Here is a 13,003-nt window from a genome sequence, read left to right as displayed (position 1 = left end):
TTTTGATTAAAAATACAAATGTATAGAAATACAAAACAGTCGTAAAGTTATTTTATTTTTAATCCTATACCCTTTAAACTTTCACTTTATATGAGCCACCATTTTTTAGGTATATCAGTGTCGGTTTTCTCCTTTGAGCAAGAACAGCAATTCTTTCATGAAATCAAACAAATGCTTGATCAGCAGACTTTTGAGCGTTTGATTTTGAGCCAATATAAAGGAGAGTTGACACAGCTGGAAAAAATTACTTTCCGTGTTGTGGAGCTACATGGAAAAAAACAACTTTCCGCGCTATATCATTATAGCACCCAAGATGTGACTAAAAATTATTCATTCGAAGATGGCTTAGAACAGATTGCAGCACTGATTACGCAATGCAAACAAGCGAATTTATTTTCAACGCATCAAGAAATCCAGCTTAAAAAAAATAAGAAAAAAGCCATGCTTAATATGGGTAAAAAGCAAAGCATGACTACCGCTCCAACTGTACAAGCGCATGATCGTGAGAAACAGCGTTATGTACAGCAGAGTAGTGCATTTTTAAAAGAGCTGGGTATTACTGATGAGAAAGCTCAAATCATTCCAAGCATGGCTCGTAAATGGAAGCAGATTAATAAATTTATCGAAATTTTTGCGAGCGCATATGAGCAGATTGATGCTGAGCAAAAAGAGTTAAATATTGTCGATTTTGGTTCAGGAAAAGGTTATTTAACTTTTGCTTTGTATGATTATTTACAAGAACAACAAAAGATTCCGCTCATTACGGGTGTAGAGCTGCGCCGTAACTTAGTGGAGTTTTGCCAGAACGTTGCAGAAAAAGTACATTTTAATCATTTAGACTTTTTTGAAGGTGACGTTCGTAGTTATCAGCCGGAAAAGCTGGACGTTATGATTGCTTTACATGCATGTGATATTGCGACTGACTTTGCTATCCATACTGGAATTCGCTTAAATGCTTCGATGATTATGTGTGCGCCGTGCTGTCACAAAGAGTTGCGTCCACAACTACGTAGCCCTGAAGTTTTATAACCAATGCTACAGTTTGGTATTCATGCGGGACAACAAGCCGAGATGTTGACCGATACCTTACGTGCTTTACTTTTAAAAGCATATGGTTATGAAACTAAAGTTTTTGAGTTTGTATCGCTTGAACACACCAGCAAAAATAAAATGATTTTGGCGACTAAACGCAAAAACGTGACACAACCTGATGCCAAGATTATGGCTCAAATTCAAGCATTGAAAGAAATGTATGGAATTAAAAAACAGACTTTGGAATTGTTATTACAAGACCAGTTGCCGATCGAAAATATTGGCTGCAAATGCTAGGAAGGTGAGTGGATGTATAAAGTTATAGCGGGTAGTTGGACGCAGTTTGAGGAAGATGCAAAATACATCCGTGAACAAGTCTTTATTCAAGAGCAAGGCATTGCACCCGAAGATGAATGGGATGATTTTGACAGCACCGCTATGCACTTTATGGTGTATGACAAAGAGCAGCCTATCGCTACAGCACGTTTGTTGCCACAGCATAGCGTAGGGCGTGTTGCTGTTTTAATGCTTTATCGAAAGCAGGGTATAGGTAAAATTCTAATGCAGCATATTATTGAATATGCGCGCCAACATAAATTGCCTTATTTAAAGCTTTCCGCGCAAACCTATGTGACGGCTTTTTACGAAGCTTTAGGTTTCAAAGTGCAGGGTGAAGTGTACCAAGACTGTGGTATTCCACATATTGATATGACTTTAGCGTTAAGTTGAGATTCCTTTTTAGAAATCTCAACTTTGAACTACTTCATCGCATTCCAGTTTTCGATGGCTTGTAAGCCTGTTTCCAAACCAACTTCATAACTGTAACGAAGCTTTTTCGGATTTGTCGTTAAACGCCCTGCCATATTTTTAAGAGGCGGTGGACATACCTCTAAAATTTGCTGTTCTGGGTTACTGCTACGAACAAATTCAACTGAAGCATTATAACGGGCACAGCGGTTACGCAAACTATTTGCAAAACCATAATGGTGTTTAAAAGCATATTTCGCAAGGAATTGGTCGCCTCGGCTACTGGCTTTAAAATAGTTCTTCGGACGAGTACGTAAAACTAATAGCTTTTTGACACCACTTTGCTGAGCCGCCCAGCGAACGGGTAGAGCATCTGCAACGCCGCCATCAAAGTAGGGTTCACCCATAATATCGACGGGATGACGAGTTAAAACCGGAATTGAGCTAGAAGCACGCAGTGCATTTAGCAAATTATCTTTACCAGCACGAAGATACTCAGCATGACCAGTTTTAGCATGCGTCAATACCATATAAAAATCTGGATTTTTGGCAAAAAGGCTCTGTTGATCGAGAGGATGTTCTTGCTCGCCAATTTCCCACATCCATTTTAAATCGAGTAAATCACCACCTTTAAAGAAGCGTTTGTAATCGATAAATTCAGGACGTAGTGAATGATCAATATAGAAGGTTAAGGTGCGACCCTGTTGGCCTGCCAGGTAGTTAGCTACATTGGTCGAACCAGAAGATACGCCTACATATAAATCAAAAGGGTTGAACCGTTGTTGTAGAAAAGCATCAAGTACACCACTGGTAAAGGCACCACGCATGCCTCCACCTTCTACAACCAGTGCATTGCGAGAAAAATCTGTCATTTGAAAAATATCTGATTACTGATGTGAATGCTGATGTTCTTGCATGTCCATTTCAGGCATATTGTCATGCTGAGTTTGCTGATCTGTTGATTTCTCAGCTTTTTGCTGCATTTCATGCTGTTGAGCTTTGCGCTGTGCTCCTGGCATATAGTCAGGCTCATTACTCATTGCTAAATAGAAAAAGCCAAGGAAGATCGCACTTAAAACACCGACGATTAGAACAAATTTCCAGCCTAAAATTGCTGATTCGGAAGAATTTTTATCGGACATAAGGATATCTCGAATGTGCTGTAGAAGCACAGAAATGAAGTCTATTTATAGCATATTTAGGTATAAGGCTGAAATCTTAAAGGACATAAAGAAAAACCCATATAAATAAAATAATTTATATGGGTAAGGTTTATGCAATTCTTAAATATTCAAGAGCTCTAACTTATTGAATATTTTGCTTCTGCTCGGCTTTAGTTTTTAGCAATGTTGGGGGCGTGAAGCGCTCACCATATTTGGCAGCCAACTCTTCGGCACGTTTTTTTGCTTTATCAATACCATATTGATTTAAGAATTGAATCGCTCCTCCCGTCCACGGGGCATAACCAATTCCAAAAATAGAACCGACATTGGCATCAATCACTGACTCTAATACCCCTTCTTCATAACAACGTAAGGTATCTAAGGCTTGTACAAACAAAATACGGTCAATCATATCTTGCTCGGAGATATCATGATCTTTTTGCCAACGGTTTAAGCCTTCCCATAGGTGCTTTTTACCATTTTCAGGATAATCATAAAAACCTGCGCCAGCAGCTTTACCTTTACGGTTTAATTCATGAATCATGGTATGAATCACTTCATCTACCGGTGTTTTCGGTAACTCTTTGCCTTCAGCTTGTAGTGCCTTACGCGTTTCACTTGCAACATGCTCCGTTAAAGTTAAAGACACTTCATCTTGAATCGCAAGTGGTCCTACCGGCATGCCAGCTTTCAGTGCTGCCATTTCAATACGCGCTGGATGAACGCCTTCTGCAAGTAAGCGCATACCTTCTTGAATAAAAGTACCAAACACACGACTGGTAAAGAAGCCACGGCTATCATTGACAACAATTGGCGTTTTTCCAATTTGCTGTACAAAGTCGTAGGCTTTAGCAAGTGTCTCTGCGGAGGTACTTTTACCTTTAATAATCTCAACCAACTGCATTTTGTCGACAGGGCTAAAGAAATGCAGGCCAATAAATGCTTTATCATCCTTACTTGCTTGCGCTAAACCTGTAATCGGTAGGGTGGATGTATTTGATGCCATTACACCATTAGGCGCTAAGTATTGTTCAGCTTCTTGAGTGACTTTCGCTTTGAGCTCTTGGTTTTCAAATACGGCTTCAATAATCAGGTCACAACCTTGTAAATCTTCAGCAGAAGCTGTGGCCGTAATGAGCGATAAAATCTGATCACGTTTTTCTGCCGTCATGCGGCCTTGTGAAACACGTTTATCTAGCAATTTCTGAGAATAAGCTTTGCCTTTTTCAGCATTTTCAACAGATACATCTTTAAGGATAACAGGAATGCCTTTAATTGCAGTGGCGTAGGCAATACCGGCACCCATCATGCCCGCACCCAACACGCCCACTTTAGTGGCTTGCCATTTTGCAATATCAGCAGGACGACTAGCACCAGACTTAATTGCATTTAGGCCGTGCCAGAAAGTGCCAATCATATTTTTAGAAATTTGGCCTGTTGCTAGTTGAGTAAAGTAGCGAGACTCGATGCGCAAGGCGGTATCGACATCAACTTGAGCACCTTCAACTGCGGCAGCCATAATCGCTTCAGGAGCAGGGTAGCAACCCTTGGTTTTGTCTTTTAACATGGCTGGTGCAATGGCAAGAACTTGTGCAACTGCCGGAGTTTTTGGATCGCCACCCGGAATTTTATAACCCTTCACATCAAAAGGCTGTTGAGATTTTGGATTGGCTTTGATCCAAGCAATCGCTTTATCTAAAAGTTCTTGTTCATTTTCAACTGTGTCATGAATTAAGCCTAAAGATTTTGCTTTATCGACGCCGAACTGTTTGCCTTCCATTAAAAATGGGAACGCATTTTGAAGACCAAGCAGACGGACCATACGTACAATACCACCGCCGCCCGGTAGTAAACCTAAGGTAACTTCTGGTAGGCCAAATTTGCTTTTCGGGTCATTGATTGCAATACGGTGATGGCAACTTAATGCGATTTCCCATCCTCCGCCCAGTGCCGTACCATTCAATGCTGCAACAACTGGAACTCCTAGTGTTTCAATCGTTCTTAGATGACCTTTTAATTTCTCAACCATATTGAAAAAGTCAGTTGCATGCTCAGGTTGAACTTGAATCAGTTCATCTAAATCACCGCCAGCAAAGAAAGTTTTTTTTGCTGAGCGAAAAATAACACCTGAAAGTTCTGTTTCTGCTTTAAGTTTCTGGGTGACCTCATCAAGCGAGTCACGAAATTCTGCATTCATGGTATTTGCAGACTGACCAGTTGAATCAAGTGTCAAGATGACAATATTGTCGGCATTTTTTTCGTATTGAATTGCACTCATCTTTATATATCCCTAAATTTTTATACACGTTCAATAATGGTGGCAATACCCATACCACCGCCGACACAGAGCGTTGCTAAACCGCGTTTTTTATTTTGACGTTCAAGCTCATCAAGTAATGTACCCAAAATCATGGCACCGGTTGCTCCTAAGGGATGGCCTAAAGCAATCGCACCACCATTTACGTTGACTTTTTCAGCAGGCACATTGAGCTCATTAATAAAACGCATCACGACAGCTGCAAATGCTTCGTTGACTTCAAATAGGTCAATATCATCAATTGTTAAACCAGCTTTTTCCAAAGCTTTGCGTGCGGCAGGGGCAGGGCCAGTCAGCATAATGGTTGGATCAGTACCGACTAATGCAGTCGCCAAAACTTTAGCGCGTGGTTTTAAGTTTTGTTCTTTCACTGCTTTTTCTGAAGCCAGTAAAACAAGAGCTGCTCCATCGACAATACCTGATGAGTTACCAGCATGATGAACATGATTTACTTTTTGTGCTTCTGGATATTTTTGCAGGGCAACAGCATCAAAGCCCATTTGCCCCATCATTTCAAAACTTGGGTTGAGCTTTGCTAACCCTTCAAGTGTGGTATTGTCTTTAATAAATTCATCTTTTTCTAAAATCACAACACCTGCGTGATCTTTGACTGGTACAACTGATTGATCAAAATAACCATTTGCTTGAGCTGCCGCTGCTTTTTGTTGTGACTTTACGGCAAAATTATCAACATCTTCTCGGCTATAGCCATCTAAGGTTGCAATGAGGTCAGCGCCAACACCTTGTGGAACAAAAGATGATTTAAGGTTGGTTTCCGGATCTAACGCCCACGGTCCGCCATCAGAACCCATTGGGATACGTGACATTGATTCAACGCCACCAGCAACCACTAAATCTTCCCAACCAGAACGAACTTTCATGGCTGCCATGTTGACCGCTTCTAAACCTGAAGCACAAAAGCGGTTAATTTGCACACCTGCAACATCATCATTCCAGCCCGCTGCAATCGCTGCTGTTTTGGCAATATCACCGCCCTGATCACCAATTGGTGTGACGCAGCCCAGAACAATATCATCTACTTTAGATGTATCGAGTTGATGGCGTTGCTGTAATTCGTTTAATAGAGTGGTGAGTAATGTGATTGGTTTTACTTCGTAAAGAGAGCCGTCTTTTTTTCCTTTTCCGCGTGGTGTGCGAATGGCGTCAATAATATAAGCCTCGCTCATAACAGTTCCTTTTTTTATTACTTAAACTTTGTCGTGTTTTGAGTGTACTGTTTTTAAGAGGGAGTGCAATGACGATAAGCGCACCAGTCAGGTGATGATTTTTGCCAATGGCGATACAAAAAAGCCCAAGTTGAACTTGGGCTAAATGTGAAACTAAAGAGATTTAAGAATTAATGGTAACCATGGAGCTGGCGATATAGACCGGGAGTAACACCAGTCCACTTTTTAAATGCACGGTGGAATGTACTGGTTTCACTAAAACCAACTTGCTGAGCAACATCTTCAAGTGTTAACTCAGGATTGAGTAATAAATGAATCGCAGCATCTCGGCGTAAAGCGTCTTTCACGCCCTGATAGCTTTTACCTTCGGCAGCTAGGCGGCGGCGTAAAGTTTGCGGAGATAAATACAACATTGATGCAACGTCATTGAGCGTTGGCATTTCTTCACCAATCTGGCTTTTGAGTACTTCACGAATACGTGAAGTCAACGAATTGGTATTTTTGAATTTTACTAAAAGCTGAGCAGGGGCTGCTTTTAAGAATTCTTCTAATGTTTTTTCATCTTGGCGAATTGGCAAATCAAGATAATCAGCCGCAAAGGTTATTTCGGTACGCGGTGCGTCAAATTGCATAACCGGCGCAAAGAATAACGCGTCATATTCATCTGCATGTGCAGGACGTGGATAGCTAAAATGAACACGTTCTAATGGTAAGCGACGTTCAATCAGCCATGATGCCAATCCATGCCAGATCATGAGCATACTTTCAGTAATGAAATGATCCGGATCTAATGTTTTTGGAATGAGAGGTACTAAACGTGCTTCGTGTTTGTCACGCTCCAGCGTTACTGACCATTCATCACCAAATAATTTGTAAAATTGAGATGAAAGTTCAAGGGCTTGGCCCAAGGTTTTTGCATGAATAATCAACTGACACATAATGGCAAAAGTGCCCAAACGACGCGGTTGTACATCGAAACCAACGTGTTCGTCTTGTGTGACCATCCATAACATTTTTATAAAACGGGTATATTGTTCTGGTGAGATTCGAGCTTTAGGTTGACGTAATAGTTCCGCTTCGATACCCACATGTGAAAGTAACGTCTCGACATCCATGCCAAGGCGCTTTACGCCTGTCAAAGCCGCATTCACGAAGTGGATGCTAATCGTATCGCGACTCATATTGAATCCTTCAGTCTCTTTGATGTTCACTTTAAATTGACCTAAATGACCGTCTAAAAAAATAAATTGGCGATTTACAACAGTGTAAAAGCACTTTTTACATGTTAAATTGCCGAAATGATCAAGGTAAATGGCTGAACATGACATTGTTTTGGAATATTTGCTTAACTAATATAAAAGAAAATTCGAATAATAGTGGTTAAAAAAACGATGACGACAGCATTAAATGGACTTAAAGTTCTCGATTTCTCGACGCTCTTACCTGGACCTTTCGCCACAATGTATTTAGCCGATATGGGGGCAGAAGTCATCCATATTGAATCTCCATCACGTCCAGACCTCATTCGGATTATGCCGCCCTATGCAAATGGACAGGCGACTGCACATAGTTATCTAAATCGAAATAAGCAGTCGATTGTTCTCGACTTAAAAGATGCTGCAAGTATTGATCTGATTAAAGCCAAGATTTCTGAGTTTGATATTGTGATTGAGCAGTTTCGGCCAGATGTCATGCGCCGTTTAGGGCTGGACTATGCCACCCTTGCAGAAATTAACCCGCGTTTAATTTATTGTTCAATTACAGGTTATGGCCAAACTGGAAGTTATAAAGATCGGGCTGGGCACGACATTAATTATTTAGCTTTAGCTGGTATTGCTGGGTATAGTGGCCGACAAGATAGCGGTCCGCCACCGCTTGGTATTCAGGTTGCCGATATTGCTGGTGGTTCATTACATGCAGTCATTGCGATTTTGGCTGCTGTAGTTGAACGCAGCCGTAGCGGTATAGGTCAATATATTGATATTTCCATGACGGATTGTGTTGCAAGTCTAAATAGTATGGCAGCTTCAGCCACGCTTGCCGCACAAGTTGAACAGGCTCCCGAGCAGGGAATGCTCAATGGGGGGATTTTCTATGACTATTATATGACGCAAGATGGCCGTTATCTTTCTATCGGTAGCCTTGAACCACAATTTATGGCAGGTTTGTCTGCAGCACTAGATTTACCTGTATTATTACAAAAAGGTGCATCATTAGATGTGCAAGATCGACAGGAAGTTAAGCAAGCCATTCAAGAAAAAATTAAAGCCAAAACATTTAAAGAATGGCATGAAATTTTTGCAAATCTCGATGTTTGTGTGGAACCCGTATTGAGTTTAAGTGAGGCTTTAAATTCACCGTTAGCACAACAACGTGGATGGATTGTGAATGTTCCTTTGCAAAATAATACGCCAGATACAGAACCACAAATTGCATGCCCAATTAAGTTTTCACGTTCGCAAATGCGATATTCCTTTGTAGGTCAAAAACTTGGCGAAGGGCAGTGGTGAGGTTAAGGGGCTATTTCTTATACAGTATGTATTGAAATTATTATCTGAATAATCAATTGATTAACATTTTGAATAATTTCTTTACATAAAATTAGCGTAACCTTTATAAACAAAGACATAAAAGGTTCGTAAACATGAAAACGCATAAATCTTTGATGGTTTCCTGTTTATCCGTTTTATCAATTACTCTTTTTGTTCAGCATGCACAAGCTGCTGCTGCATTTGACCCAAATGGTTCTTGGATGTTGGGTGATTGGAACGGGCAACGTACAGCGTTGCAAGCACAAGGTTATGATTTTTCTTTTGGATATACCGGTGAATATGCCGGTATTTTAGATTCCAAACAAACATCTACACACGGTAGTGCTTATACAGGGCAACTTGCTTTAGGTTCTCATTTGGACCTAGGTAAAATTTTAGGGTGGCAAGATACAGAAGCTCAAATCACATTAACTTATCGTGATGGGCAATCGCTTTCTGAACATTCTCCAGCATTGGCTGGGCACCAAAGTTCTGTTCAAGAAGTGTGGGGCCGTGAACAAACTTGGCGTTTAACAGATTTATGGATCAAGAAAAAATTCCTTGATCAGAAGTTAGATGTTAAAGTGGGCCGTTTTGGTGAGGGTGAAGACTTTAATAGTTTTGACTGTGATTTCCAGAACTTGGCACTTTGTGGTTCACAAGTGGGTAACTGGGTAGGCGATCAGTGGTATAACTGGCCAGTTAGCCAATGGGCAATGCGTGTCAAATATAACTTGCAACCTGATTTATATACACAAGTGGGTGTATATGAATATAACCCTGAAAACTTGGAACGTGGCAAAGGCTTCAACCTAAGTACAGATGGTTCTCACGGTGCAATTATTCCAGCAGAAGTAGTTTGGTCACCTAAACTAGGTGTGCAAAGCATGCCTGGTGAATACCGTTTAGGTTATTACTATAGTACTGCCGATGCCAAAGAAATTGCAGATTCAACTAAAACATCTCATAAGCAAGGTGTTTGGGTAACTGCAAAACAGAAATTATTCCAGCCAGCTGATCAAACTGACCGTGGTTTAACAGGGTTTGTGAACCTGACTTTCCACGACTCAGATACCAACAAAGTTGATAACATGCAAAATATAGGCTTAGTCTATAAAGGTTTGCTCAATCAACGTCCTCAAGATGAGTTGGCACTTGGTGTTGCTCGTATCCATATCAATGATGATTGGAACGATGTTCAAGCCAAAGAATACGACACCGAATATAATACCGAGCTTTACTATGGTATTCATGCCACTAACTGGCTAACTATTCGTCCAAATGTGCAATATGTTCGTCATGTTGGTGCATTAAAAAATGGTGATAACACTTGGGTAGGCGGTATTAAGTTCTCAACTGCATTCTAAGTAATTATTCCGAAAACGGATTGTCGAGGGCTAAATCATTGATTGAAGTATCCTGACCTTCCGTTTTTTTCTTTATGCCTGAATTTTGTTTTAGACGTATTGGTGATGTCATTTTTCTATAAGTTTTTTGGCACATCTTTCCGATAAAAATGATGATTGATAAGAGGTGGTTTATGAATCAACCTTCTTCAAGATCAGGTTTAACGACTTTTACCGTAATTATTATTGGGTTATTGGCGTTATTCCTGCTAATTGGAGGTATTTGGCTCGCTACACTAGGCGGTTCAATTTACTATATTGTAGCTGGAGTTTTACTTCTCATTGTTGCATGGCAACTCTACAAGCGCGCTTCTGCTGCTTTGTGGGTTTATGCCGCATTAATGCTAGGTACTATTATCTGGAGTGTCTGGGAAGTTGGAACAGACTTTTGGGCGCTTGCACCACGTTTAGATATTTTAGGTATTCTTGGTTTATGGTTATTGGTTCCGGCTGTAACTCGTGGAATCAACAACCTTGGATCAAGTAAAGTTGCCTTATCTTCAACTTTAGCAATTGCAATCGTGTTGATGGTTTATTCTATCTTCAATGATCCGCAAGAAATTAATGGTGAAATCAAGACACCTCAACCAGAAACTGCTCAAGCCGTTCCGGGCGTTGCAGAGAGCGACTGGCCTGCTTATGGTCGTACTCAAGCTGGTGAACGTTATTCTCCATTGAAACAGATTAATGACCAGAACGTAAAAGATCTGAAAGTTGCCTGGACATTCCGTACTGGTGATTTCAAAACAGATAATGACTCTGGCGAAACAACCAATCAGGTTACACCAATTAAAATTGGTAATAACATGTTTATCTGTACGGCTCACCAGCAATTAATTGCGATTGACCCAGCTACAGGTAAGGAAAAATGGCGTTTTGATCCGAAGCTTAAAACGGATAAATCGTTCCAGCATTTAACTTGTCGTGGTGTAATGTATTACGATGCAAACAACACAACTGAATTTGCGACAAGCTTACAAACTAAAAAGTCGACTTCAACTCAATGTCCACGTAAAGTCTTTGTTCCAGTCAATGATGGACGTTTAGTTGCTGTAAATGCTGACACAGGTAAAGCATGTACTGACTTTGGTCAAAATGGTGAAGTGAATTTACAAGAATTCATGCCATATGCTTATCCAGGTGGTTATAACCCAACATCTCCAGGTGTTGTTACTGGTTCAACAGTGGTTATTGCCGGTTCGGTTACCGACAACTATTCAAATAAAGAGCCATCAGGTGTTATCCGTGGATATGACGTAAACACTGGTAAGCTTCTTTGGGTATTTGATACTGGTGCAGCAGATCCAAATGCAATGCCAGGTGAAGGTACAACCTTTGTTCATAACTCACCAAATGCTTGGGCACCTTTAGCATACGATGCCAAACTTGATATCGTTTATGTTCCAACAGGTGTAGGTACTCCAGATATCTGGGGTGGTGACCGTACCGAGTTGAAAGAACGTTATGCGAACTCTATGTTAGCGATTAACGCTTCAACAGGTAAATTGATTTGGAACTTCCAGACAACCCATCACGATTTATGGGATATGGACGTACCGTCACAACCATCTTTGGCAGATATTAAAGATAAATCTGGTAAAACTGTTCCAGCAATTTATGTCTTGACCAAAACAGGTAATGCCTTTGTTCTTGATCGTCGTAATGGTCAGCCAATTGTTCCTGTAACTGAGAAACCAGTTCCACAAACAGTTAAACGCGGACCACAGACTAAAGGTGAGCATTATTCAAAAACTCAGCCATTCTCTGATTTGAACTTGGCACCACAAGATAAATTAACTGATAAAGATATGTGGGGTGCCACTATGCTTGATCAGCTTATGTGTCGTGTGTCATTCAAACGCCTCAATTACGATGGCATTTATACGCCACCATCTGAAAACGGTACTTTAGTTTTCCCTGGTAACTTAGGTGTGTTTGAATGGGGGGGTATGTCAGTTAACCCTGACCGTCAAGTTGCTGTAATGAACCCGATTGGCTTGCCATTCGTGAGTCGTTTAATTCCTGCTGATCCAAACCGTGCGCAAACTGCAAAAGGTGCGGGAACTGAGCAGGGTGTACAGCCAATGTATGGCGTACCTTATGGTGTTGAAATCAGCGCATTCTTATCTCCACTTGGTTTACCTTGTAAACAACCTGCTTGGGGATATGTTGCTGGCGTAGATTTGAAAACTCATGAAGTCGTTTGGAAAAAACGTATTGGTACAATTCGTGACAGTTTACCGAACTTGTTCCAGTTACCAGCTGTAAAAATTGGTGTTCCTGGTTTAGGTGGTTCTATTTCTACCGCAGGTAATGTCATGTTTGTTGGTGCAACTCAAGATAACTACATCCGTGCGTTTAACGTAACGAATGGTGAGAAACTTTGGGAAGCGCGTTTACCAGCAGGTGGACAAGCAACACCAATGACTTATGAAATTAATGGTAAACAATATGTTGTAATTATGGCCGGTGGTCATGGTTCATTTGGTACAAAAATGGGCGACTATTTAGTGGCTTATGCATTACCAGATAACAAATAAAAGTTTGCTATCAAAAAAGCCCGGATTTATCTGGGCTTTTTTTATGTCAATTTAGATTAAAGCTTATCAATAAAACCGTT

9 protein-coding genes and 1 pseudogene are annotated in these 13,003 nt (G+C 40.7%); 5 read left to right on the top strand and 5 right to left on the bottom strand.

The genetic code is table 11. The features are described from left to right. The first annotated feature begins 117 nt into the window (after positions 1-117). Positions 118-1,329: pseudogene (locus EGS71_RS09585) on the top strand (class I SAM-dependent methyltransferase). A 12-nt stretch (positions 1,330-1,341) separates the two neighbouring features. After that, a complete protein-coding gene (locus EGS71_RS09580; RefSeq protein ID WP_000278746.1) occupies positions 1,342-1,761 on the top strand; it encodes a GNAT family N-acetyltransferase in 420 nt (139 codons plus the stop codon). Between the two features lie 29 nt (positions 1,762-1,790). On the opposite strand, the gene EGS71_RS09575 is transcribed toward EGS71_RS09580, so the two are convergent. From EGS71_RS09575 to EGS71_RS09555, 5 genes are all read right to left on the bottom strand, one after another. Next, entirely contained in the window at positions 1,791-2,651 is an 861-nt protein-coding gene (locus EGS71_RS09575; RefSeq protein WP_000129263.1) for a patatin-like phospholipase family protein, read from the bottom strand. Between the two features lie 15 nt (positions 2,652-2,666). Next, positions 2,667-2,921, bottom strand: coding sequence for a hypothetical protein (locus tag EGS71_RS09570; protein WP_001280986.1), 255 nt, complete (start codon positions 2,919-2,921; stop codon positions 2,667-2,669). A 163-nt stretch (positions 2,922-3,084) separates the two neighbouring features. Further along, on the bottom strand, positions 3,085-5,220 hold the full coding sequence (locus EGS71_RS09565) for a 3-hydroxyacyl-CoA dehydrogenase NAD-binding domain-containing protein (protein ID WP_002010633.1): 2,136 nt from the start codon (positions 5,218-5,220) through the stop codon (positions 3,085-3,087). Positions 5,221-5,240: 20 nt separating this feature from the next. Then, entirely contained in the window at positions 5,241-6,446 is a 1,206-nt protein-coding gene (locus EGS71_RS09560) for an acetyl-CoA C-acetyltransferase (protein WP_001287641.1), read from the bottom strand. Positions 6,447-6,616: 170 nt separating this feature from the next. Further along, a complete protein-coding gene (locus EGS71_RS09555; RefSeq protein ID WP_000085721.1) occupies positions 6,617-7,627 on the bottom strand; it encodes an AraC family transcriptional regulator in 1,011 nt (336 codons plus the stop codon). A 210-nt stretch (positions 7,628-7,837) separates the two neighbouring features. Here EGS71_RS09555 and EGS71_RS09550 point away from each other — a divergent pair, with 210 nt between their 5' ends. From EGS71_RS09550 to EGS71_RS09540, 3 genes are all read left to right on the top strand, one after another. Continuing rightward, positions 7,838-8,956, top strand: coding sequence for a CaiB/BaiF CoA transferase family protein (locus EGS71_RS09550; protein WP_000205326.1), 1,119 nt, complete (start codon positions 7,838-7,840; stop codon positions 8,954-8,956). 155 nt (positions 8,957-9,111) lie between these two features. Continuing rightward, positions 9,112-10,344, top strand: coding sequence for a carbohydrate porin (locus tag EGS71_RS09545; RefSeq protein ID WP_002001352.1), 1,233 nt, complete (start codon positions 9,112-9,114; stop codon positions 10,342-10,344). Between the two features lie 173 nt (positions 10,345-10,517). Then, positions 10,518-12,923 carry a glucose/quinate/shikimate family membrane-bound PQQ-dependent dehydrogenase gene (locus EGS71_RS09540; RefSeq protein WP_001075596.1) on the top strand — a complete coding sequence of 802 codons (2,406 nt, stop codon included), beginning with the start codon at positions 10,518-10,520 and terminating at the stop codon, positions 12,921-12,923. Positions 12,924-13,003 lie beyond the last annotated feature (80 nt).

It is taken from the genome of Acinetobacter sp. FDAARGOS_559 (genome assembly GCF_003940475.1).
In the GTDB taxonomy this organism is placed as follows: Bacteria; Pseudomonadota; Gammaproteobacteria; order Pseudomonadales; family Moraxellaceae; genus Acinetobacter; species Acinetobacter baumannii.
The sequence above is the reverse complement of the archived record's forward strand: the minus strand, read 5'-3'. Positions and strand labels throughout refer to the sequence as shown.

Coding starts and splice junctions, on each gene's coding strand:
- EGS71_RS09545 (WP_002001352.1), top strand. CDS start 9,112: ATGGTTTCCTGTTTATCCGTTTTATCAATTACTCTTTTTGTTCAGCAT.
- EGS71_RS09570 (WP_001280986.1), bottom strand. CDS start 2,921: ATGTCCGATAAAAATTCTTCCGAATCAGCAATTTTAGGCTGGAAATTT.
- EGS71_RS09540 (WP_001075596.1), top strand. CDS start 10,518: ATGAATCAACCTTCTTCAAGATCAGGTTTAACGACTTTTACCGTAATT.
- EGS71_RS09555 (WP_000085721.1), bottom strand. CDS start 7,627: ATGAGTCGCGATACGATTAGCATCCACTTCGTGAATGCGGCTTTGACA.
- EGS71_RS09550 (WP_000205326.1), top strand. CDS start 7,838: ATGACGACAGCATTAAATGGACTTAAAGTTCTCGATTTCTCGACGCTC.
- EGS71_RS09560 (WP_001287641.1), bottom strand. CDS start 6,446: ATGAGCGAGGCTTATATTATTGACGCCATTCGCACACCACGCGGAAAA.
- EGS71_RS09565 (WP_002010633.1), bottom strand. CDS start 5,220: ATGAGTGCAATTCAATACGAAAAAAATGCCGACAATATTGTCATCTTG.
- EGS71_RS09580 (WP_000278746.1), top strand. CDS start 1,342: ATGTATAAAGTTATAGCGGGTAGTTGGACGCAGTTTGAGGAAGATGCA.
- EGS71_RS09575 (WP_000129263.1), bottom strand. CDS start 2,651: ATGACAGATTTTTCTCGCAATGCACTGGTTGTAGAAGGTGGAGGCATG.